Origin of the sequence: Enterococcus sp. RIT-PI-f, from assembly GCF_001297065.1 — a bacterium.
Lineage (GTDB): Bacteria > Bacillota > Bacilli > Lactobacillales > Enterococcaceae > Enterococcus_D.
The window spans coordinates 107,755-131,231 of the sequence record NZ_LHOX01000017.1 but is presented as its reverse complement, the minus strand read 5'-3'; the positions used below and the strand labels follow the sequence as shown (position 1 = coordinate 131,231).

The 23,477-nt window shown below is 43.2% G+C and carries 18 protein-coding genes; 15 read left to right on the top strand and 3 right to left on the bottom strand.

Annotation, left to right across the window (positions count from 1 at the left end; all coding sequences use genetic code 11):
* Positions 1-267 precede the first annotated feature (267 nt).
* The 7 genes from AEQ18_RS10510 to AEQ18_RS10480 all read left to right on the top strand — a co-directional run bounded on the left by AEQ18_RS10510 (position 268) and on the right by AEQ18_RS10480 (position 5,477).
* Complete coding sequence (locus tag AEQ18_RS10510) at positions 268-1,230, top strand: PLP-dependent cysteine synthase family protein (protein WP_054116298.1); 963 nt, start codon at positions 268-270, stop codon at positions 1,228-1,230.
* The gene (locus AEQ18_RS10505) at positions 1,220-2,365 is read left to right on the top strand and encodes a cystathionine gamma-synthase (protein WP_054116297.1); all 1,146 of its coding nucleotides are present in this window, start codon (positions 1,220-1,222) and stop codon (positions 2,363-2,365) included. The genes AEQ18_RS10510 and AEQ18_RS10505 overlap by 11 nt, the downstream gene beginning before the upstream one ends.
* A 2-nt stretch (positions 2,366-2,367) precedes the next feature.
* A complete protein-coding gene (locus AEQ18_RS10500) occupies positions 2,368-3,012 on the top strand; it encodes a class I SAM-dependent DNA methyltransferase (protein ID WP_054116296.1) in 645 nt (214 codons plus the stop codon).
* Positions 3,013-3,026: 14 nt separating this feature from the next.
* On the top strand, positions 3,027-3,482 hold the full coding sequence (locus AEQ18_RS10495; protein WP_054116295.1) for an S-ribosylhomocysteine lyase: 456 nt from the start codon (positions 3,027-3,029) through the stop codon (positions 3,480-3,482).
* 191 nt (positions 3,483-3,673) lie between these two features.
* Positions 3,674-4,135, top strand: a complete 462-nt coding sequence (locus AEQ18_RS10490; RefSeq protein WP_054116294.1) for an RNA polymerase sigma factor — start codon at positions 3,674-3,676, stop codon at positions 4,133-4,135.
* Entirely contained in the window at positions 4,132-5,157 is a 1,026-nt protein-coding gene (locus AEQ18_RS10485) for a hypothetical protein (protein WP_054116293.1), read from the top strand. The genes AEQ18_RS10490 and AEQ18_RS10485 overlap by 4 nt, the downstream gene beginning before the upstream one ends.
* Positions 5,158-5,162: 5 nt before the next feature.
* A complete protein-coding gene (locus AEQ18_RS10480; RefSeq protein ID WP_054116292.1) occupies positions 5,163-5,477 on the top strand; it encodes a hypothetical protein in 315 nt (104 codons plus the stop codon).
* Between the two features lie 114 nt (positions 5,478-5,591).
* Here AEQ18_RS10480 and AEQ18_RS10475 read toward each other — a convergent pair whose 3' ends face one another.
* Positions 5,592-6,329 (bottom strand): amino acid ABC transporter ATP-binding protein, encoded by a 738-nt coding sequence (locus AEQ18_RS10475; RefSeq protein ID WP_054116291.1) that lies wholly within the window; start codon positions 6,327-6,329, stop codon positions 5,592-5,594.
* Position 6,330: 1 nt separating this feature from the next.
* Positions 6,331-8,487 (bottom strand): amino acid ABC transporter substrate-binding protein/permease, encoded by a 2,157-nt coding sequence (locus AEQ18_RS10470; RefSeq protein ID WP_054116290.1) that lies wholly within the window; start codon positions 8,485-8,487, stop codon positions 6,331-6,333.
* A gap of 269 nt (positions 8,488-8,756) precedes the next feature.
* On the opposite strand from AEQ18_RS10470, the gene uvrB reads away from it, so the two are divergent.
* The 7 genes from uvrB to whiA all read left to right on the top strand — a co-directional run bounded on the left by uvrB (position 8,757) and on the right by whiA (position 18,827).
* Positions 8,757-10,748, top strand: coding sequence for an excinuclease ABC subunit UvrB (uvrB, locus tag AEQ18_RS10465; protein ID WP_054116289.1), 1,992 nt, complete (start codon positions 8,757-8,759; stop codon positions 10,746-10,748).
* 13 nt (positions 10,749-10,761) lie between these two features.
* Entirely contained in the window at positions 10,762-13,578 is a 2,817-nt protein-coding gene (uvrA, locus tag AEQ18_RS10460) for an excinuclease ABC subunit UvrA (RefSeq protein ID WP_054116288.1), read from the top strand.
* Positions 13,579-13,884: 306 nt separating this feature from the next.
* Complete coding sequence (locus tag AEQ18_RS10455) at positions 13,885-15,138, top strand: carboxylate--amine ligase (RefSeq protein WP_054116287.1); 1,254 nt, start codon at positions 13,885-13,887, stop codon at positions 15,136-15,138.
* 3 nt (positions 15,139-15,141) lie between these two features.
* Positions 15,142-15,846 (top strand): amino acid racemase, encoded by a 705-nt coding sequence (locus AEQ18_RS10450; RefSeq protein ID WP_054116286.1) that lies wholly within the window; start codon positions 15,142-15,144, stop codon positions 15,844-15,846.
* A gap of 120 nt (positions 15,847-15,966) precedes the next feature.
* The gene (rapZ, locus tag AEQ18_RS10445; RefSeq protein ID WP_054116285.1) at positions 15,967-16,857 is read left to right on the top strand and encodes an RNase adapter RapZ; all 891 of its coding nucleotides are present in this window, start codon (positions 15,967-15,969) and stop codon (positions 16,855-16,857) included.
* Entirely contained in the window at positions 16,854-17,855 is a 1,002-nt protein-coding gene (locus AEQ18_RS10440; RefSeq protein ID WP_054116284.1) for a gluconeogenesis factor YvcK family protein, read from the top strand. Before rapZ ends, AEQ18_RS10440 begins: the two co-directional genes overlap by 4 nt.
* A 36-nt stretch (positions 17,856-17,891) precedes the next feature.
* Entirely contained in the window at positions 17,892-18,827 is a 936-nt protein-coding gene (whiA, locus tag AEQ18_RS10435) for a DNA-binding protein WhiA (protein WP_054116283.1), read from the top strand.
* A gap of 53 nt (positions 18,828-18,880) precedes the next feature.
* Here the strand turns inward: whiA and AEQ18_RS10430 are convergent, their stop codons facing one another.
* Positions 18,881-19,396 carry a DsbA family protein gene (locus AEQ18_RS10430; RefSeq protein WP_054116282.1) on the bottom strand — a complete coding sequence of 172 codons (516 nt, stop codon included), beginning with the start codon at positions 19,394-19,396 and terminating at the stop codon, positions 18,881-18,883.
* A 237-nt stretch (positions 19,397-19,633) separates the two neighbouring features.
* Between AEQ18_RS10430 and nifJ the strand changes: the two genes are divergently transcribed.
* A complete protein-coding gene (gene nifJ / locus AEQ18_RS10425) occupies positions 19,634-23,323 on the top strand; it encodes a pyruvate:ferredoxin (flavodoxin) oxidoreductase (RefSeq protein WP_200908918.1) in 3,690 nt (1,229 codons plus the stop codon).
* Positions 23,324-23,477 lie beyond the last annotated feature (154 nt).

Sequence of the window (23,477 nt, the reverse complement as noted above, 5' to 3'; positions counted from 1 at the left end):
AACATCAACGTTCACATTTCATGTTGTTGTTGTATGGTGCAAAAAGCAGCATACCGATTTGTCATGCCTATTAATAGTTCCTTTGTCGTGGACACCTATTGAATGTTGATAGATAGTGTCTAATTATCCGGATAATACGACGATACCAGGGGTACTGATTTAATAGTCAGTACCTCTTTTTGTTTGCCTTTCATAACCGCTTACATAGATGACGATTTATGTGGACGGACATAAACTATCAATACACGAATCGTAAGGAGTGCCAGTATGATCATTAAGAATATCAAAGAATTGATTGGCAACACACCATTATTTGCATTTGATGCGGCTGCCCTAGGAGGCAAACCTGGCAGTCAGATTTTTGCCAAATTAGAGTATCTCAATCCAGGAGGCAGTATCAAAGATCGTTTGGGGTTAAAACTGATCCATCAAGCCTTTCTTGACGGTGAAATTGATCGTCATACGACAATCATCGAACCGACAGCTGGCAATACGGGTATCGGTATGGCGTTAGCGGGTCTTGAATATGGGTTGAAAATGATTTTTGTGATCCCAGAGAAATTTAGCGTAGAGAAGCAGCAGTTGATTCGCGGCTTAGGCGCGCAAATCGTGCATACAGCGACTGAAGATGGCATTCAAGGTGCGATCGAAAAAGCCAAAGCCTTAGCGAAAGACATACCGAACAGCTATTTGCCTTTGCAATTTCATAATGAAAAAAATCCTGCTGCATACAGCAGTACACTGGGACCGGAGATTTTCCAAGCATTACATGGGAAAATCGACAGTTTTGTTGCTGGTGTCGGCAGCGGTGGCACCTTTGCAGGTGTGTCTGCCTATTTGTTGAAGCAAAAGGCCAACATTCGTTTGATCGCAGTTGAACCAGAAGGCTCGATTTTGAATGGCGGCCCAGGGCACGGCCACGAAATCGAAGGTATTGGTGTGGAATTTGTGCCCCGATTTTTCGATCAGTTGTCCATTGATACGGTTGATACGATCAGTGATGAGGAAGGCTTTCGCTTCACCCGTCATCTAGCCAAAGCGTATGGGCTGCTTGTGGGCAGTTCCAGTGGTGCAGCAATGGCATCGGCAGTGAAAGAAAGCTGGCGCTTACCTGCTGGAAGCCAGATCGTGACCTTATTCCCAGATAGCGGAGACCGTTATTTATCAAAACAGATTTATGAAGGTCGTTCAGACCTATACGTTGAAGGAGGAAATGAACATGCACTTTAATACAAAATTGATTCATGGCGGCATTAGCGAAGACCAAGAAACCGGGGCAGTCAGTGTACCAATTTATCAAACATCTACTTATCGCCAAAATGGTGTCGGTCAACCGAAACAATATGAATACAGTCGATCAGGTAATCCGACGAGATTTGCCCTTGAGGAATTGATCAAAGAATTGGAAGGCGGCTACCAAGGCTTTGCTTTTGCTTCTGGGTTGGCAGCGACCCATACCATTTTTTCCATGTTCCGTTCTGGCGACCATATCATATTGGGAGATGATGTATATGGCGGAACATTTCGCTTATTGCATCAAGTCTTTGAAAAAAGCGGATTGCGTTATACCCTAGTAGAAACCAATAAACCAGAAACGATCGCTGCAGCGATCGAGCCTGAAACAAAAGCCGTCTTTTTAGAAACGCCAACCAATCCATTGCTGAAGATCACAGATATTGCAAGGGTGGCAGAAATAGCAAAAGAGCACGGCTTATTGACAATCGTCGACAATACTTTTGCCACGCCGTATTTCCAAAAACCATTGCAATTAGGCGCCGATATCGTCATCCATAGTGCCACGAAATATCTGGGTGGTCATAGTGATGTTGTCGCAGGCTTAGCCATCGTCAAAGATGAAGCGGTTGCCAAGCAAGTTGGCTTTATCCAAAATGCCGTTGGGGGTGTCTTGGGACCGCATGATAGTTGGTTGATCCAACGTAGTATCAAAACGTTGGCATTGCGCATGGAAGCGCATCAAAGCAATGCACTGCAAGTCGCACAGTTTTTGGTGGAACATCCAGCAGTTGCTCATGTGTATTATCCTGGATTAGCCGATCATAAAGACCACGATATCGCACGCAAACAAATGACTGGTTTCAGCGGCATGATTTCATTTGAGTTGAAAAAAGAAGCCCAAGTTGCCTCGTTTGTTGAAGCATTGCGCGTATTTACATTAGCTGAAAGTCTAGGCGGGGTGGAAAGTTTGATCGAAGTTCCCGCAATTATGACCCATGCGTCAATTCCGAAAGCACTCAGAGAGCAAGCTGGCATCAAGGATGGCTTGATTCGCTTGTCTGTTGGAATCGAATATGTGGATGACTTATTGGCAGATTTAGACACTGCACTGCAGAAAGCAGGTGAATAAAGATGGGACGGGAATTTATGCCAATCTTTAAAGAATGGGCCAGAAGCTATGATGACACAGTCACAGGCGCAGATCCAGAGTATCAAGAGGTATTTTTGAATTATCATGACTTGTTGGCAGAAATTGCTGAAAAAGCCAGCGAATCTGTGTTAGAATTTGGAAGTGGAACCGGCAACCTGACCCTAGCACTGGTGCAAAGAGGCAAGACTGTGGTGGCAATCGAACCTTCCGAAGACATGCGAGAAGTGGCACAAGAAAAAGCCGCCCTCAAGCATGTGACCTTTATTGATGGAGATATGGAAACTTTTCCTGTCCTTTCTGAATCATTTGATTCGATCGTTTCCAGCTATGTCTTTCATCATTTGAATGAAGAGGAGAAGCAACGGGCAATTGCCAAATATGCAACCATGCTGCCAGTTGGCGGCAAAGTCATCTTTGGGGACACCATGTTTTTGTCTTTGGATCACAAAGCTGCGACCATTCGGCAAGCCCACCAGCAAGGGTATATACGATTGTCTGAAGATCTGGAACGAGAGTATTATCCGCTGATTCCTGATATAGACCGATATTTTCGCCATCATGGTTTTCGTATCCGGTTCAAGCAAATCAATGCCTTCGTTTGGTTGATCGAAGCCATCAAAGAATAAGGAGCAATCACAGAATGAAAATGAATGTTGAGAGTTTTAATTTAGATCATACGTTAGTCAAAGCCCCCTATGTGCGGGTAGCAGACAAGAAGCAAGGGAAAAATGACACGATCATCAAATATGATGTCCGGTTCAAGCAACCGAACAAAGCGCATATGGACATGGCTAGTTTGCATTCACTGGAACATTTGACGGCAGAATTGATCCGCAATCACGCAGATTATATCGTAGACTGGTCACCAATGGGGTGTCAAACAGGTTTCTATTTAACCGTGTTGAATCATGAGAACTATGATGAAATATTGAATGTTTTAGAAGCAACGATGAAAGATATTCTCACAGCGACTGAAGTTCCAGCTAGCAACGAGATCCAGTGTGGATGGGCAGCCAACCATACCCTAAGCGGGGCACAAGCGTTGGCACAAGAATTTTTGGATCAAAGAGCACAATGGTCGACGGTATTTGCGTAGACTTGCGCTTCTATAAAACTAGCGTACAATAAAATAAATAGAATGATCTTGCTGTATATTTGTTCAACAAATATACAGTTTTTTTTGTACCCAGAATGAAATCATCTAAATGATTGGTATACTGTAAATAAAAATCTTTTTTGCAACTTTTTGCTTGTTCGATCGTCTATATAGGTAACGGGGGAGGGATAGTGTTGGAGGAGCTGATTCAAAACTATTACGATCGCATCCAATACTATTTTATTCAAAGGGTGAAAGATCGTTACATCGCAGAAGATTTGACCCAAGAAGTGTTTTTGAAAGTAGTATTGGCCTTGCCAAAAAGACAGCCGGATCATTTTGAATCATGGTTGTTTACCATCGCTAAATTCACTTTGTATGACCATTATCGGCGGAAAAAGATCAGTGTTGGCGTTGAAGATCTAGCAACACTGGCAAGCGATGATCTGCCGTTCAATCAAAAAGCAATTAGTGACACGGCGTTGATCGATGCGATCAATCGGTTGTCAGACAAATTGAGACGTCCGCTTATCTTGTCCATCAGAGGATATTCGTATCAAGAAATTGCGGCGATCATCGGCGTCAAAGAAAGTACGATCAAATCACGTATTTTTCAAGCACGACAAAAAATCAAAAAGCAGGTGAAGGAATGAAAGCAAAAGAGTATAAGCAGTTGCAAAAAACAGTACTTCGATCGAAACAGCGCTTTGGTTGGTTGTTGATTTACCATTTTCTATTTTTTAGTCTGGTGGCATTGATTCTTTCTTTTATGGTTCCAGCTGCATATTATCGGTGGGTTCCTCGGGAAGATGTTGATTATCAAAGTCTGCCATCTGTGGTCAACTTATATGCGTATCAAGATTATCTGCGGGAGGATGCGCTCGAAAAATATCGTTACTTGTGGTATGAGATGGGACAAGAAAATTTGCACTATGATTCTTTTAATCAGCAAGCGTCTCTGCGTTTCCTAGGCAAAGACGATTTCTATCCACTCATAGCCAAAAACAGCAATCAAGAACAGGTAATCTATACCTTACGCAATCGCTTTTTATTTGATCAGCGTACACAAACTCAGGTGGCCAGTAATGATTTGAATGCCTATGCGTTTTCTGCAAATATGTATGACCCTAATCAGCAAGTCAACACCTATGATGATTTAGTCGATTATTTGACTGGATTAGGTGATTTGAAGCAAGTGACGCTAGCCGCTACCTTAAAAAATGACCAAACCCCAAGTTCAGTCAGGGAAATCGTTGGAGATTTGACTGTCCAGCATTATACGATTGCTTATCAGTCGGGCAGCAACTTTGGCTATTCTGATGCGATGGTACAACAAGTATCAGCAAACAATTATGATCAGCAAGTTTTGACAGCAGTAGAAGAAGGGATCGCCTACCTGAATGATCATTTCGATACTTATCGCAATCTAGGCTGGGATAGTGATGAAAATATGCGTTTCCTTAGTAATAGCCTTCATCCGATTCAACTACACGATTTTCAAGATCTGCAAAGCTATGTTGAAGAAAATGGTGTGAAGGTACATGCGGTGTTGCTCACCGGTACCGGCACAGAACTGGCTGACTGGCTGCAAAAACAAGGATCCATGATCATGCGCGTGCAAGTAAGACAAGTCCAAGATGTAGTGATACAACAAGTAATCACGATAGGAGGATAATATATATGAAAAAAATGGATCATGATGGGCATATACTGTCAATCATCATAAAAGGATATAGCTTACTCTATTTGTTCTATTTTGCATGCATCCGATTTTTGTTTTCGACCATTACAAATCTTACTGTTTCTCTTGTTGATAGGCCAGGTGATGCGGCTGCTGGAAATGGATTTTTTTATTATCTATTCAATCCTATCCTGTTGATCATTTGTATCATAGGTATTGCTCTTTTGTCCTGGCGAGACAAAAGTTGGCTGAAAGAATTGATTTATCCAACTATCGTATTGCTTTTAGTCTGTGGCAGTGTATATATACTATAAAAATAAGAAGCAGAAGACTTAACAGACGATTCAAACAAAAAACATGCCCAAAAGTGAAGCGACCGCCAAAAGTTAGACTAAAAATCTAACTTTTGGCGGTCGCTATTTTTATGATCAAATATTCAATACTTTGTCTAAGAAATCTTTGGTTCGTTCGTTCTTTGGATTGGAGAAGATCTGCTCTGGTGTGCCGTCTTCTAAGAAGTTTCCGCCATCGATAAACATCACTCGATTGGCTACTTCTTTGGCAAATCCCATTTCATGGGTCACGATAACCATCGTCATGCCTTGTTTCGCTAACTTTTTCATGACATTCAAGACATCGCCGACCATTTCTGGGTCAAGGGCAGAGGTTGGTTCATCGAACAACATCACATCCGGATTCATGGCCAATGCCCGAGCAATGGCGACCCGTTGTTTTTGTCCGCCGGAAAGATTGTCCGGATACATATCCTTTTTATCCGCAAGGCCGACAGTTTCTAATAAACGAACAGCATCTGCTTCCGCTTCTTTGCGTGTCGATTTTTTAAGATCCATTGGTGCTAAAATAATATTTTCCAACACAGATAAATGAGGGAAGAGGTTGAAATGCTGGAATACCATTCCGATATGCTGGCGAACAGCGTTGATATTGGTATTTTTATCCATCAAATGAGCGCCATCGATAATAATATCGCCGCTAGTCGGTTCCTCTAATCGATTCAAACAACGTAAGAAAGTTGATTTACCGGAACCAGAAGGACCAATCACACAGACCACTTCGCCTTCTTCGATGGATACATTGATATCATTCAAGACTGTATTGCTGCCAAATTTTTTGACTAAATTTTCAACTAAGATTTTTTCTTTCATCTTACTTCACCTTCTTTTCTAAAACTTTGGCAAGTTTCGTTAAAGCAGTGATAACCACAAGATACATGACTGCGATGATCAAGTAGACATACGTACTTTGTGTCGTACGGGCAACGATGATTTTACCGGTTTGCAATAGTTCTACCACACCAATAACAGAAATGATCGTGGTGTCTTTCAAGGAAATCACGAATTGATTTACAAAAGACGGAATCATGATTTTGATGGCTTGCGGCAGCACGATTTTTTGCATCGTACGCGTATAGGTCATGCCCAAACTACGGGAGGCTTCCATTTGTCCATTTGGTACGGCGTTGATCCCGCCACGAACGATCTCGGCAATATATGCACTGGCATTCAAGGTCAATGTGATCACCCCAGCTGCAAAGTCCGGAATGGTGATACCGATAGCATCGGAAAGACCAAAGAAGATAAAGAAGGCCAATACCATCATAGGAATACCACGAATGATATCTACATAAATCCCTGCAAAGACCCGCAGTGCTTTGATTGGCGAAACACTAAAGAGGCCTAATATGATCCCAATCACTAAAGCTAAGGCAAATGAAATCAATGCGAGCAGCAATGTTTGCCACAAACCTTTTAGTAAAACCCCGTAATTGTTGCTGATCAAACCAGTGATCGTTGATTCATCGACTTTTTTCTCAGTGGCAGAACCATCTTGGATATATTTGCCGACGATCTGATCATACTCACCCGTTCGTTTCATTTCTTTTAACGCTTCATTAAACATCTCGATCAACTCAGGATTTTGGCCCTTTTTGACTGCAAAACCGTATTGGCCGCCGGTTTCCTTTTCAATCGGCGTGGTCAATTTTTGACCTTGCGCAATGGCGTAGCCAATCACTGGATAATCATCCATCATGGCATCGATCTGGCCGCCGCTGACTGCTGCATACAATTGATCAGCTGCATCGTAATATTTAATAGCGTAGCCGTATTTATCTTCGTTTGCGATCAAGAAATCAGCACTTTCCGTACCGACTTTTGCACCGACAGTTTTGCCATCTAGATCTTCATAGGAAGAAATATCTTCATTGCCTTCTTTGACAGCTAATTGAATCCCGCTTTCAAAGTAAGAATCTGAAAAGTCATAAGAGGCTTTTCGCTCATCTGTGATACTCATCCCAGCGATCATGCCATCGGCTTGGTTGCCGTCTAACGCTTGCAAGGCACCTGAGAAACCGATGAAATTAAATTCAATATTGAAGCCTTGCATTTCGGCAGCTCTTGTCAATAAATCGACGTCGATACCGACATATTCATTGTCTTCATTTTGGAATTCAAAGGGTGCGAACGCGGAGTCGCTAGCAATTTTGTAGACATCTTTTTTTGGTTCTACTTTGACCATTTCGCTATCATCAGTCGCGGAACTATCTGCTGTACTGATGTATGTTGCAACGATTTGATCATATTCGCCTGATTCTTTCAGATGGGCAAGTCCAGCATTGAACTTTTCCAATAGTTCAGCATTTTGGCCTTTTTTGACCGCAAATCCGTAAGAAGCACCAGCTTCTGGTTCACCAATCAACTTCATGGCTTCTCCATTGTTGATGGCATACCCTAGAACAGGGTAATCATCAAAGATCGCCACAACTGTGCCATTGCGGACAGCACCATACAATCCGCTGGCATCATCATAATTCTTGATACTATAGCCATACTTGTCTCTGTTTTCTTCTAAGAAACGCGCACTCTCTGTGCCGACTTTCGCACCGACGGTTTCTCCTGACAAATCGTCATAGCTTGTGATGCTGTCGTTATCAGCAGCCACAGCCATTTGGATCCCGCTGTCGAAATATGGATCTGAGAAATCAAAGGTTTCTTTACGCTCATCGGTAATACTCATCCCAGCGATCATGCCATCCAATTGATTTGATTGTACACCTTGAATGGATGAATCGAACCCTAAAGGACGCAAATCAACAGCGAATCCCTGATCCTCTGCGATAGCATTCAGTAAATCAATATCGATCCCAACATATTCGTTGTTTTCATTTTGAAATTCGAAGGGCGCAAATGTTAAATCCGTTCCTATTTTATACGTTGTTTCCTCCGCGTTGGCTGACTTTGCTGAAAAAGCAAAGAAACTGATGATCAGCGCAACTAAAGCGAAGGCTCTATGTTTTCTGTTCAAGAAAATTCCCCCTTTAGCTGTAACGTATTTATAGATTATATGAATTTTTCAGGCAACACACAAGCTTTTAAGAAAAAAATCGTGACAAAGTGATGTAATTCTGACATTCAATGTGAGAAATGATAACATCTTAAGTATCTGTTAACCTGCTGAAAACAATAAAGCAAATGATAGCGAAAGTATGTTCGGTATGGTATAATTATTTGTGGAAAAGCGATGGCGTTTTTTCTTTTTTTGTCATCCTTTAGAATATGTGAGGGGGAATGAAGATGATCGAAAGAACAACTTCCCACGAGTTTGATTTGGTTTCAAAATATCAACCAGCTGGTGACCAACCAGAAGCGATCCATCAATTGGTGGATGGTGTCGTCGGCGGCAAAAAAGCCCAAATTTTATTGGGGGCTACAGGTACTGGGAAAACCTACACAGTATCCAATTTGATCAAAGAGGTCAATAAACCGACATTGATCATTGCCCACAATAAAACTTTGGCTGGTCAATTGTATGGTGAATTCAAAGATTTTTTCCCCAATAATGCTGTTGAATATTTTGTCAGCTACTACGATTACTATCAACCAGAAGCGTATGTCCCTTCTAGCGATACCTATATCGAAAAAGATTCAAGTGTCAATGATGAAATCGACAAATTACGCCATTCCGCTACAAGTTCTTTGCTGGAACGCAATGACGTGATCGTTGTGGCGTCTGTCTCCTGCATCTTTGGTTTGGGTTCGCCAATCGAATACGCCCGTCAGGTTGTTTCTTTGCGTGTCGGAATGGAGAAATCTCGGGATCAATTATTAAAAGAGATGATCGATATCCAGTTCGAACGCAACGATATCGATTTTCAACGTGGCCGATTTCGGGTCCGGGGGGACGTGGTGGAAATTTTCCCAGCCTCAAGAGATGAGCGGGCTTTGCGTGTGGAATTTTTTGGTGATGAAATCGACCGTATTCGAGAAGTCGATGCGTTGACTGGAGAAATACTCAGCGATACAGAACATGTGTCGATTTTCCCGGCCACGCACTTTGTGACCAACGAAGATCACATGGAGCACGCGATCGCAACGATCCAAAGCGAGTTGGATGCACGATTGAAGGTTTTGCGAGATGAGAACAAATTATTAGAAGCTCAGCGATTGGAGCAACGAACCAATTATGATATCGAAATGATGCGGGAGATGGGTTATACATCGGGGATCGAAAACTATTCTCGCCATATGGACGGCCGTAAAGAAGGCGAGCCGCCATATACACTGCTGGATTTCTTCCCAGATGACTTCTTGCTGGTGATCGATGAATCCCACGTGACCATGCCGCAGATCCGCGGTATGTATAATGGCGACCGCGCACGGAAGCAAATGCTAGTCGACTATGGATTCCGTTTGCCCTCCGCGTTGGATAACCGTCCGTTAAGATTGGAAGAATTTGAGGAACATGTCAATCAAATCGTCTATGTCTCTGCAACACCTGGTCCCTACGAATACGATCAAACCGATACAGTCGTCCAACAAATCATTCGACCAACCGGCCTATTAGATCCTATCGTTGAGGTTCGACCGATCATGGGGCAGATCGATGATCTGGTGGGAGAAATCAATGAACGCGTCGAATTGAATCAGCGGGTCTTTGTGACAACCTTGACGAAAAAGATGGCCGAAGATTTGACGGATTATTTCAAAGAATTAGGCATCAAAGTCAAGTACTTGCATAGCGATATCAAAACATTGGAACGTACTGAGATCATCCGCGACCTGCGATTAGGCGAATTCGATGTCTTGATCGGGATCAACTTGTTGCGTGAAGGAATCGATGTGCCAGAAGTGTCGTTGGTAGCGATCTTAGATGCAGATAAAGAAGGATTCTTGCGCAGTGAACGTTCGTTAGTCCAAACGATTGGCCGAGCGGCGCGGAACTCAGATGGAAAAGTGATCATGTATGCGGATAAGATGACAGATTCTATGCAACGGGCTATTGATGAAACATCCCGTCGCCGCAGCATTCAAGAAGCATATAATCAAGCGCATGGGATCGAACCCAAAACGATCATCAAAGAGATTCGCGACTTGATCGCTATTACCAAAGTTGCTGAAGAAACAGGTGAATACACGACAGCATCCTATGATGATTTGACCCGTGAAGAAAAAGCGACATTATTACTTAAACTAGAAAAAGAAATGAAAGATGCAGCGAAAGCATTAGATTTTGAAACTGCAGCTACTTTACGGGATACGATCCTTGAATTAAAAGCAGCAGATTAGAAGGAGATACATTATGGCAAATGATAAAATCGTGATCCACGGGGCGCGTGCCCATAATTTAAAAAATATCGATGTCACGATCCCTCGAGATCAATTGGTGGTGGTGACAGGTTTGTCGGGCTCAGGGAAAAGTTCCCTGGCCTTTGATACCTTGTATGCGGAAGGACAGAGAAGGTATGTCGAGAGTCTATCTGCCTACGCCCGTCAATTTTTAGGCCAAATGGACAAACCTGATGTCGACAGTATTGATGGGTTGAGTCCGGCAATTTCCATTGATCAAAAAACCACCAGTAAAAACCCACGGTCGACCGTCGGAACTGTCACAGAGATCAATGATTATCTGCGCTTGCTCTATGCACGGATCGGCCATCCGATCTGCCCCAATGACCATATTGAGATCACGAGTCAATCTGTGGAGCAAATGGTAGATGAAGTATTGGCATTGCCGGAAAGAACCAAAATTCAACTGATGGCCCCCTTGATAAACCAAAAGAAAGGCCAACATAAGAAAGTCTTTGAACGAATTCAAAGAGAAGGTTATGTTCGGATGCGCGTTGATGGAGAAACGTATGATGTGTCAGAAGCGCCAGAATTAGAAAAGAACAAAAAACATGATATAGCCATCATTATCGATCGTATCGTGGTCAAAGAAGGGATTCGTTCCCGATTGTTTGACTCATTTGAAGCAGCGTTACGATTGGCAGACGGTTATGCGATCGTTGATGTGATCGGTGAAAAAGAGTTGTTATTCAGTGAACATTATTCTTGTCCTTATTGTGGTTTCACAGTCGGCGAATTAGAGCCGCGATTGTTCTCATTCAATGCGCCTTTTGGTGCCTGTCCGGATTGTGATGGGTTAGGCATCAAATTAGAAGTCGATACCGATTTAGTGATCCCTGATACCACGAAAACATTACGTGAAGGGGCATTGCAGCCGTGGAACCCAATCAGTTCACAATATTATCCGCAAATGTTGGAACAAGCTTGTTTGGAATTCAATATCGATATGGATACACCTTTTGAAGAATTGCCAGAAGAGCACAAAGACATCATTTTGAATGGCTCAAACGGCGAGATTTTCCATTTTCATTACGAAAATGATTTTGGCGGTGTTCGCGACGTTGAGGTGGCTTTCGAAGGGATTTTACCGAATATCAAACGACGCTATCATGAAACCAATTCCGATTTTACCCGTGATCAAATGCGGTTATATATGACAGAATTGACTTGTAAAACCTGTAAAGGCTATCGCTTGAATCCACAAGCATTATGTGTCAAAGTCAACGGCAAACATATTGGCGAGTTAAGTGAGCTAGCCATCAACAGCGCCTTGACTTTCGTGGAAGATTTGACATTGACAGAATCGGAACAAACAATTGCCAAACCAATCGTCAAAGAAGTCGATGATCGATTGAGTTTCTTAAAAAATGTTGGTTTGGATTATCTGACCTTAAGTAGGGCTTCTGGAACCTTATCTGGTGGAGAAGCACAACGGATTCGCCTAGCAACCCAAATCGGTTCCAATCTTTCTGGTGTCTTGTATATCTTAGATGAGCCTTCGATTGGGCTGCACCAGCGGGATAATGATCGTCTATTGGACTCGTTGCGTAAAATGAGAGATCTAGGCAATACACTGATCGTGGTGGAACATGACGAAGACACCATGCGGGCAGCAGATTACTTGATCGATGTCGGACCAGGTGCAGGTCATGCAGGCGGTGAGATCGTAGCAGCTGGAACACCGGCGCAAGTAGCCAAAAACAAAAAATCACTGACCGGCCAATATTTATCTGGTAAGCGAAACATTCCGACACCTGCTGAACGCCGAACCGGCAATGGCAAACAGATTCGAATCACCGGCGCAGTTGAGAACAATCTCAAAAATATCTCAGTAGATTTCCCATTAGGAAAATTTGTTGCTGTCACAGGCGTCTCAGGCTCCGGGAAATCAACGTTGGTCAATGAGATATTGAAAAAATCTTTGGCACAAAAAATCAACCGCAATTCAAACAAACCCGGCAAATTTAAAACGATCACTGGTTTCGAAGACATCGAAAAATTGATCGATATCGACCAAAGTCCAATTGGACGGACACCACGAAGCAATCCAGCGACTTATACAAGTGTCTTTGATGACATCCGAGATTTGTTTGCAAAAACCAATGAAGCCAAAGTTCGAGGGTATAAAAAAGGCCGCTTTAGTTTCAATGTCAAAGGTGGCCGCTGTGAAGCATGTAAAGGTGACGGTATCATCAAAATCGAAATGCATTTCTTGCCAGATGTCTATGTTCCTTGTGAAGTATGTCATGGCAAACGTTACAATTCCGAAACCCTTGAAGTCCATTACAAAGGAAAAAATATTGCGGAGATTTTGGACATGACCGTCGAAGATGCCGTTGCATTCTTTCAACATATTCCGAAAATCCATCGCAAACTGAAAACGATCGTTGATGTTGGTTTGGGCTACGTGACCATGGGACAACCTGCCACCACATTATCAGGGGGAGAAGCGCAACGAATGAAATTGGCCAGCGAATTGCACAAAAATTCTAATGGCAAAAGTTTCTATATTCTTGATGAACCAACCACAGGTCTGCATACCGATGATATTGCCCGGTTGCTAAAAGTATTGGAACGTTTTGTTGATGCTGGAAATACGGTATTGGTGATCGAACATAATCTAGATGTGATCAAATCTGCAGATTATGTGATCGATCTAGGTCCTGAAGGCGGCGACGGCGGCGGCACGATTCTCGCAACTGGTACACCAGAAGATATAGCCTCGGTACCGGAAAGTTATACAGGACACTATCTGAAAAAAGTGTTGTAAAATCCGAGGATTATTCGATTGTTTCATTAACAATCCTAAAGTTTAATTAATTATTAAACAATTATGAATTATTTAAACATTTCAACAAAGCCTCTTGAATTTGAAAATTTATTTGTTAGAATAGCAATAGGTATACGTATATTCTTACCGAATAAACTGCCTATAAGTTCTATCCGTTCAAAGTAGAGGAAAGCAGTCAAAGATATATGCTTTGATTGCTTTTTTCTTTGTGGTAAAATATGTCTATTGTAAAATGAACGATTCATACAATATTATTTAGAGTATCCAAAAGAGAGAGTGGTTTTAATGAGTCAGGACAAGTTTCTACCAATATTATTGGGTAGTGATATGAACGTATATGGGATGGCACGTGCCTTCCATGAAGCATATGGCATTCAATCAGTTGCTTATGCGGGGACTGAGTTGGCCCCAACGCGCTTCAGTAAAATCGTGAAAGTAAATCAAGTCGATGGGTTTGACCATGATCCGGGTTTTTTTGATACTTTGGTCGATCTAGCAAAAACCACCTATCATGATCCCGAAGTACGCTATTTGCTGATTCCTTGCGGAGATGGTTATGCGGAACTTCTGGCAAAACACAAAGAAGCACTAAAGCCTTATTACACATTTATTGCCAATGATTATTCATTATTGAAACGACTGATCAACAAAGTTAGTTTCTATGAAGTCTGTGAAGAATTTGGTTTGCCCTATCCTAAGACGTTTATCTTAACGAAAGACTTGTTGACTGATGGTCAATTTACAGAAGCATTGCCTTTCGACTTTCCGGTGGCCTTGAAACCGGCCAATAGTGTCGCGTGGCTGTCTGTGGATTTTGAAGGTCGAAAAAAAGCTTTTATTATTGATAATCGACAAGAGTTTGACACGATCGTCACTCGTATTTATCAAGCGGGCTATGAAGATGAAATGATTGTCCAAGATTTTATTCCAGGTGATGACAGCAACATGCGGGTCCTAAATGCCTATGTTGATGAAAACCATGATGTCCGTGTAATGGCGTTGGGACATCCGCTATTAGAAGATCCAACACCAGGTGCTGTTGGTAACTACGTCGTGATCATTCCTGATGAGAATCAACAAATCTATCAAATGATCCGTAAGTTTTTAAAGGAGATCAATTATGTCGGATTTGCCAACTTTGATCTAAAATATGACCGACGTGATGGCCAGTACAAATTATTTGAAATCAACTTGCGTCAAGGACGCAGCAGCTTCTTTATCACATTGAGTGGCTTAAATCTGGCACAATTTTTGACAGAAGATCTCGTGTTTGACAAACCATATACGGATACTATTTATGGAAAAGCCGATACACCCGAATCCAAACTATGGTTGGGTGTGCCAAAAAATATCTTCTTGGAATATGCCAAAGAAAATGAGGACAAAGAACGGGCCAAGAAATTACTGGCGCAAGACCGTTGGGGAACGACTGTCTTTTATAAAAAAGATATGTCTCTCAAACGCTGGGTCTTGTTGAAGAGAATGTTTTATCTGTACAACAAACGGTTCAAAACATTTTTCTCTACGAAAGAAGGATAGTCGATGGAGAATTTCTTTAGTATTTTAGGTGGGATGGGTACGATGGCGACCGAAAGTTATGTCAGGATCTTGAACCAAAGAACCCAAGCCCACAAAGACCAAGATTATTTAAATTATGTCCTGTTCAATCATGCGACTGTTCCTGACCGAACCGCTTATATATTGAATGACCAATTAGAAAATCCAGTACCCTATTTGCTGGATGATATTGAAAAACAAAATTTACTGCAGCCTGATTTTATCGTCTTGACCTGCAATACGGCACATTATTTCTTTGAGACGTTGCAAGCAGCAACACCGATCCCTATTCTGCATATGCCGCGTGCTGCTGCAGAAGCGGTCAAAGACCGAGGGATAACCGGCAAAGTCGCTTTGCTGGGAACAGAAGGCAGCATCAAAGCTGGGATCTACGAGAAAGAGTTGCGGGCTTTAGGCATTGATGTTTATCTGCCAAAGCTGTCGATCCAAAAGAAAGTCAATACGTTGATTTATGATCGCATCAAAGAAAATGGCGATTTGGATCAAGCACTTTACTTCGAGATTTTGGAAGAAGTAACGGAAAACATTGGTTGTGAAGCCGTAGTTTTAGGCTGTACAGAGCTTTCACTGATGGAGGAATTTACGGAAAACAATCCGTATCCTGTCGTTGATGCGCAATCGATCATTGTCGATCTGACAATCGAAAGAGCGTTGGCATTAAGGAAATAAGATTAGACTTTACGCAGACGTTGGCTGATCCTTTCAGCTGACGTCTTTTTGGTGCGCAAGTATTCCCATGATACACCCGGCATGATATAATAAAAGAGTTGGAGAAAGGAGTTTTGCGAAATGACTGAAGTAGATCATTTAGAATTAGTCATTATTACTGGAATGAGCGGGGCGGGTAAGACCGTCGCAATCCAGAGTTTTGAAGATATGGGGTACTTTTGTATCGATAATATGCCGCCAAGCTTGGTGCCTAAATTTTGGGAGTTGATCAAGGAATCTGGTAAAGTCACGAAGATTGCTTTAGTGGTGGATCTACGCTCTCGCTCCTTTTTTGAAGAAATCCAAAGCATGTTGATCGATATTGAGAACACCAATTTCATCGATACCCGCATGTTGTTTTTAGATGCCTCCGATAGTGAGTTGGTGTCACGTTACAAGGAAACCCGCAGAGCGCATCCTTTAGCCATGGATGGTTTAGTCACAGAAGGTATTCGCAAAGAACGTGCGATTTTAGAAGATTTGAAAACCCGTGCCAGTATCGTGATCGATACAACGACACTAACACCTAGACAATTAAGAGAGAAAATCAATCAAGAATTTCGCTCTTCCCATGAAACAGGCTTTCGTGTGGAACTGCTCTCTTTCGGTTTTAAATACGGTTTGCCGATTGACGCTGATATTGTCATGGATGTCCGTTTCTTGCCAAATCCGCATTATATTCCGGCACTGCGTCCGCTTACTGGGAAAGATCAGCCCGTTTATGATTATGTGATGTCTTTTCCTGAAACCGAAGAGTTTTATCAACGCTTCACAGGCTTGCTGCAAACAATCATGCCCGGCTATGTCAGTGAAGGAAAAAGCAGCCTGACGATCGCCATCGGCTGTACCGGCGGTCAACATCGATCAGTGGCGTTATCTGAACGTATAGGTGAGGCATTGGCAACCGAGTATAAAGTCAATATCACGCACCGGGACAAAGATAAACGCAAAGAAACGGTGAACCGATCATGAAGATGAAAACTTACCGTATCAGAAAACCAAAAATCGTTGTAGTAGGTGGGGGCACCGGCTTACCAGTGATTTTGAAAAGTTTGCGTAATCAAGGGGTCGATATCACGGCTATCGTCACCGTGGCCGATGATGGCGGCAGCAGCGGTGAGATCCGTAATCTGGTCTCATCGATTTCACCTCCAGGAGATTTACGCAACGTCTTAGCTGCGTTATCAGATATGCCGCAACTGTATAATGATATCTTTCAATATCGCTTTAAAGCAGAAGATAAGTTTTTGGCCAACCACGCCTTAGGCAACCTGATTATTGCGGCTATTGCAGAAATGCGCAGCAGTACCTATGAAGCAATTCAAATTTTATCAAAAATCATGCACATCGAAGGACAAGTCTATCCTTCGTCTGATTTGCCTTTAGTGCTGCATGCGGTCTTCAAAGATGGAACGGAAGCCGTAGGAGAGTCTAAAATTGCCCTTGATCGCAAAACGATCGATCATGTATTTGTTCGCAATCAAGAGAACAATGACCTCCCTAAAGCTGCCCGCAAAGTGGTGTCATCGATCATGGATGCCGATATGATCGTCTTAGGCCCAGGAAGCTTGTTCACCAGCATTTTGCCGAATCTGATGATCAGCGAAATCGGCAAAGCATTGTTGGAAACAAGTGCTGAAACCGTGTATATTTGCAACATCATGACACAAAAAGGGGAAACTGAGTATTTTACAGATGCCGATCATGTCCGGGTACTGCACCAACATTTAGGCAAACCTTTTATTGATACAGTTTTGGTCAATACAGAGAAAGTACCTGAAGGTTACATGGACCCTGAGATCTATGATGAGTATTTGGTGCAAGTCAAGCATGATTTCAAAGGCTTGCGGGATGAGGCGTGCCGAGTGGTTTCTGCCGATTTTCTGGCATTAGAAAACGGCGGGGTATTCCATGATGGCGAAAAAGTCATCGAGGAATTGTTGCGAATCGTCTATGCTGCTAAGATCTAGTTTTTTTGTGTGTAATTGAGAAAGGAAGGGATCAACATGTCCTTTGCCGCTGAAGTAAAAAAAGAATTGACGACATTAGAAGTCCATCGCGAACATGCCAAAGCTGAGTTGGCCGCATTGATTCGCATGAATGGATCGCTGAGCATCAACAATCAGCAGTTCGTGCTCAATGTGCAAACCGAAAATGCCGCGATTGCTCGTCGGATTTATTCATTGCTGAAAGATCATTACGATGTACGCAGTGAATTGCTGGTGCGACGAAAAATGAAATTGAAGAAAAACAACGTGTACATCGTTCGTTTGAAACAAGATACCAAACGGGTCCTGTTGGATCTAGATATCATGGATGGGATGATGTTCAATAGTCATGTGTCGGATGAAATCATGGGGAATACGCAAAAAATGCGGTCTTATCTCCGAGGGGCTTTCATGGCTTCTGGTTCGATCAACAATCCCGAAACCAGCCGATATCATTTGGAAATCTACTCGATCTATGAAGAGCATAACCAAGATATTTGCGATATGCTAAATGCTTATGGCTTGAATGCAAGACCGTTAGAGCGCAGGAACGGCAGCATCGCTTACCTGAAAGGCGCAGAGAAAATCGCTGATTTTTTAACATTGATCGGGGCAACCAACTCAATGTTGAAATTTGAAGATGTGCGGATCGTACGGGATATGCGGAATTCTGTCAATCGATTGGTCAATTGTGAAACGGCCAATATGAATAAAACCATTGACGCAGCTTCTAAACAAATCGACAATATCGAATTTATCCAAAACCGCGTCGGGTTGCAAGCTCTGCCAGATAAACTACAAGAAATTGCTGCATTGCGGTTGGAGCATCCAGAAGTGAGTTTGAAAGAATTGGGAGAAATGATTCCTTCTGGCGCAATCTCAAAATCAGGGATCAATCACCGCATTCGCAAAATCAATGAATTTGCAGATCGATTAAGAGAACAAGTAAGTTAAAAAAAACCAGATAACGGCCAAAGATCGATCTTTGGCCGTTATCTGGTTTTTGTTTATTGATTGATCAAATCAGTCAATTCATCTGCACTGATCGATTCATCAAAGATATGTCCATCTAAGATCACTGTTGGGACAAATTGAATCGTTGCTTGATTGGCTTCTTCAACGATCGCTGATGCGTGATCAGGATGATTGCTCAACGTCAAGCCTAATGTATTTTCGGCATATGCTGCGACTTCTGTCAGACTTAAATGTCCCCATTCATCTTGTGTTTGAAAGATTCTGGTCAACTGTGTGATCGTTGCCGCTGGATCATTGGTGGAGATATAGCGGTGCATCACATTGCCTCGCTGTAAGGATTCTTTTTCTTTGTCGAATAGTTTGATGACACGGCGAACTTTGCCGGCTGCAACAGCTTCAGTCAAGATCGACAATGATTCTTCGAACCACTGGCGGCAATATGGGCAGCGTACATTGATGAACTCGATGATTGGTTTCGCATCGGCGGCACCGATTTGGATGCCAGTTGTAGCATTGGTTTGTGATGCATTGATGATTGATGTATCCATAGGTGAAACCTCCTTTTTCTCTAGTGTAACGAAACAACAGCAGAATGAAAAGAATCCTGTTCGTTTTTCTCAAAAGATCCAGCAAATCATTGAAAGATCAATGTATGTGATTTCACGAATTTGTTTAAATTTTTGTAGTCAGCTTTATTATTATTGGTGAATCAGCTATAATAAGTTGTGTTTTATTGTGCAAATTGAATGATTGAAGGAAGATAGATAAGAATGAAAAGAAAAACAATGGATGGGAATACTGCTGCTGCTTATATTTCCTATGCTTTTACTGAATTGGCTGCAATTTACCCAATCACGCCGAGTTCAACAATGGCTGAATTGGTGGATCAATGGTCGGCGCAAGGCAAGAAAAATATTTTTGGTCAACCAGTAAAAGTTGTTGAGATGCAATCAGAAGCTGGCGCTGCAGGTGTCGTGCATGGTTCGCTGAAAACGGGTGCCTTAACGACCACTTACACTGCGTCACAAGGCTTGTTGCTGATGTTGCCCAATATGTACAAGATCGCCGGTGAGCTATTGCCGGGGGTTTTCCACGTAGCTAGTCGCGCGGTGACCACCAATGCTTTGAATATCTTTGGTGATCACACCGATGTGATGGCCGCCAGACAGACGGGCTTTGCGATGCTGGCAGAAAGCTCTGTTCAAGAAGTGATGGACTTAGCACCGGTGGCCCATCTCGCTGCGATTGAAGCCAATGTCCCATTCTTGAACTTCTTCGATGGCTTTCGAACAAGTCATGAAATTCAAAAAATCGAAGTGATTGACTATGCTGATCTGGCACAAATGGTCAATCAAGAGAAGGTGACCGCTTTTCGCAAGAAGGCGATGAATCCCAATCACCCAACGATCAGCGGCACCAACCAAAGTCCTGAGATCCATTTTCAACAACGGGAAACCATCAATCAGTACTACGACAATTTACCAGAGATCGTCCGGGGATACATGCAGCAGATCAACCAACTACGCGGCACGTCATACGATCTGGTCAACTATTATGGTGCAGATGATGCCACAGAAGTTATCGTTACGATCGGTTCTTCTGCGCAAACGATCCAGCAAACAGTAGATTATTTGAACCGACAAGGCAGAAAAGTCGGCTTGCTGACGATTCATCTGTACCGACCATTTCCTTTGGCAGTCTTTTTAGAAAAATTGCCGCGGACCGTTCAATCGATCGCCGTACTAGATCGCAGCAAAGAGCCGGGGGCCAATGGTGAATCGCTATTGCTGGACGTGCAAAGTGCGATGTATGATGCAGCGATTCGTCCAACGATCATTGGTGGACGCTATGGGTTAGGATCCAAGGATGTCACGCCTGATCAGATCGTTGCTGTCTATGATGAGTTGCTGCAGCCTCAGGCAGTGCAGAAAAAAAGATTCACTATCGGTATCGTTGATGATGTCACAGGATTATCTTTAGCGTCTAAAGGCGCTTTAGACTTGACCAATCCTGCCACTTTCCAAGCAAAATTTTGGGGGTTTGGTTCAGACGGAACCGTCGGCGCAAATAAATCAGCCATCAAGATCATTGGCGACCAAACAGATAAATATGTCCAAGGATACTTTCATTATGACTCCAAAAAATCGGGGGGCTTGACGGTTTCTCATTTGCGTTTTGGAGATACACCGATCCGTTCCACCTATCTGATCGAACATGCAGATTTTATCGCCTGTCATACACCAGCTTATCTACACACCTACGATCTGTTGAAAGGCTTGAAAAAAGGCGGCACTTTCTTGCTAAATACGACGTGGAATGAAGCGCAGATCATGAAAAATCTGCCAAAGAAAATGAAACGTTATCTAGCTGAGAACGAGATTGCCTTTTATACGATCAATGCCATGCAATTGGCGATGGAAGTCGGATTAGGCGGTCGGATCAATACAGCCATGGAAACGGCCTTCTTTTACCTGGCAGATATCATGCCCATCGATCAGATCATCCCGATCCTGAAAGAAGAAGCGCTCAAAAGTTACGGTCATAAATCAATGGCGATCGTTGAAAAGAATCAACTTGCCATTGATAGAACAATTGAGTTGCTGCATAAAATCGAGATCCCTAGCGAATGGGCAACGATCAAGGTACCCGTCAGAACGTCTCATGCCCCTTCGACGTATGTCCGGGAAATCGTTGAACCTGTCAATCGTCAAGAAGGCAATGCGCTTTCGGTCGGTACCCTCGTGAATAACCAAATGACAGAAGGAACAATGCCTTTGGGGACCACTGCGGTCGAGAAACGCGGCGTGGCAGTTGAAGTACCGGAATGGCTGGCTGATCGCTGTACGATGTGTAATGAATGTGCGTTTGTGTGTCCACACGCGGCGATCCGTCCTTTCTTAGCGGATGAAGACGAGCTGTCTGAAGCGCCAGAAGGATTCATCGTCAGAGAGATGCGTGGCGCAGATGGTCAGAAGTACCGCATTCAAGTTTCAGTCGAAGATTGCACAGGTTGCGGACTTTGTGTCGAAGCTTGTCCAGCCAAAGGGAAAGCATTAACGATGAAACCCTATGAAGAGCAAAAAGAACAAGCTGTGAATTGGGCCTTTGCGATGACCTTACGGCAAAAAGAAAATCCAGCCAAACCTGGTACCGTGATGGGCTCGCAATTCACCAAGCCGCTGTTAGAATTCTCGGGTGCTTGCGCTGGTTGTGGGGAAACACCTTATGTCAAACTGTTGACGCAAATGTTTGGTGATCGAATGATGATCGCCAATGCCACGGGCTGTTCTTCTATTTGGGGAGCTGCCGCACCGGTATCGCCTTATACAACAAATGCAGAAGGACAAGGACCTGCCTGGTCTAATTCACTGTTTGAAGACAATGCAGAATATGGTTATGGCATGTTTTTGGCGAATCAAACCCGGCGAGAAGCTTTGGCGGAACAACTTGAAGCCGTTCAAGCATTTGTTTCTGAAGCAACTCAGGAATTGATCAGTGATTGGTTGGCGCACCGTGAAGACAGTGCGGGGACCCAACAGCGTGCCGCGAAATTAACAGCAGCCTTGACTGCTGATTCGGATAAGCACCCCGCGATTGCTAATGTTTTGGCCAACAATGATTTGTTCGTGAAGCCAAGTCAATGGATGATCGGTGGCGACGGTTGGGCGTATGATATTGGCTTTGGCGGGATCGATCATGTTCTGGCATCTGGTGCCGACGTCAATATTTTGGTTCTTGATAATGAAGTCTACTCCAATACAGGCGGCCAAGTGTCGAAGGCCACACCGGCTTCAGCAATTGCTAAATTTGCGGCCAACGGCAAATATGCAGCCAAAAAAGATCTGGGCATGATGGCCATGACATACGGCCATGTATATGTTGCACAAATCGCTTCCGGTGCCAATCAAATGCAAACCATCAAAGCCTTTGAAGAAGCGGAACGCTTCCCTGGACCATCCTTGATCATCGCTTACACACCATGTATCACCCATGGTTTAGCAGGCGGTATGCGCCAATCATTGAAAGAAGCCAAAGAAGCTGTGGCTTCAGGTTACTGGTCCTTGTATCGATATAATCCTTTGTTGTCAGAAGCTGGAAAAACCCCGATGACATTAGATTTCAAGAAACCAGATTTCGATCTCATGCCTGCGTTCATGGACACGCAAATCCGCTTTGCATCTTTAAAAAATGCGAATGCCACAGCCAGTGAAGGCTTGTTTGCCAAAACCGTCAATGATGCCCGCACGCGATTCTATCGATATGCTCGAATCGCTGGGGTGGAAGAAAAAATTCGTGCAAAACTAGAACCAGCGAACCTTGAAGCCTCAATCCACAAATCTGAGCTTGAATCGACCGCATCAGCACGTACCGTTGAAGGCAAAAAAGAGCGCAAAGCGCGAACACTGACACCAGAAGAGGCAGCGGCCAAAGAAGCAAGACGCGCAGCGAGAGCAGCCCGTCGGAAACAACAATAAAATAAGTGAAACAAACAATCAGAAAAATGCGAAAGAGTCTGTTCTTTTCATTTCTCTGATTGTTTTCGTTTAGACGGCGTTTTGAAATGATTTACTGCTAACAAGCCTTTTCATCTCCTTTACTAAGAAAAACATGGTAGACTGAAAACAAAGG

Coding starts and splice junctions, on each gene's coding strand:
- AEQ18_RS10480 (WP_054116292.1), top strand. CDS start 5,163: ATGAAAAAAATGGATCATGATGGGCATATACTGTCAATCATCATAAAA.
- uvrB (WP_054116289.1), top strand. CDS start 8,757: ATGATCGAAAGAACAACTTCCCACGAGTTTGATTTGGTTTCAAAATAT.
- rapZ (WP_054116285.1), top strand. CDS start 15,967: ATGACTGAAGTAGATCATTTAGAATTAGTCATTATTACTGGAATGAGC.
- AEQ18_RS10450 (WP_054116286.1), top strand. CDS start 15,142: ATGGAGAATTTCTTTAGTATTTTAGGTGGGATGGGTACGATGGCGACC.
- AEQ18_RS10475 (WP_054116291.1), bottom strand. CDS start 6,329: ATGAAAGAAAAAATCTTAGTTGAAAATTTAGTCAAAAAATTTGGCAGC.
- AEQ18_RS10505 (WP_054116297.1), top strand. CDS start 1,220: ATGCACTTTAATACAAAATTGATTCATGGCGGCATTAGCGAAGACCAA.
- uvrA (WP_054116288.1), top strand. CDS start 10,762: ATGGCAAATGATAAAATCGTGATCCACGGGGCGCGTGCCCATAATTTA.
- AEQ18_RS10510 (WP_054116298.1), top strand. CDS start 268: ATGATCATTAAGAATATCAAAGAATTGATTGGCAACACACCATTATTT.
- AEQ18_RS10430 (WP_054116282.1), bottom strand. CDS start 19,396: ATGGATACATCAATCATCAATGCATCACAAACCAATGCTACAACTGGC.
- nifJ (WP_200908918.1), top strand. CDS start 19,634: ATGGATGGGAATACTGCTGCTGCTTATATTTCCTATGCTTTTACTGAA.
- AEQ18_RS10495 (WP_054116295.1), top strand. CDS start 3,027: ATGAAAATGAATGTTGAGAGTTTTAATTTAGATCATACGTTAGTCAAA.
- AEQ18_RS10500 (WP_054116296.1), top strand. CDS start 2,368: ATGGGACGGGAATTTATGCCAATCTTTAAAGAATGGGCCAGAAGCTAT.
- AEQ18_RS10485 (WP_054116293.1), top strand. CDS start 4,132: ATGAAAGCAAAAGAGTATAAGCAGTTGCAAAAAACAGTACTTCGATCG.
- AEQ18_RS10455 (WP_054116287.1), top strand. CDS start 13,885: ATGAGTCAGGACAAGTTTCTACCAATATTATTGGGTAGTGATATGAAC.
- whiA (WP_054116283.1), top strand. CDS start 17,892: ATGTCCTTTGCCGCTGAAGTAAAAAAAGAATTGACGACATTAGAAGTC.
- AEQ18_RS10440 (WP_054116284.1), top strand. CDS start 16,854: ATGAAGATGAAAACTTACCGTATCAGAAAACCAAAAATCGTTGTAGTA.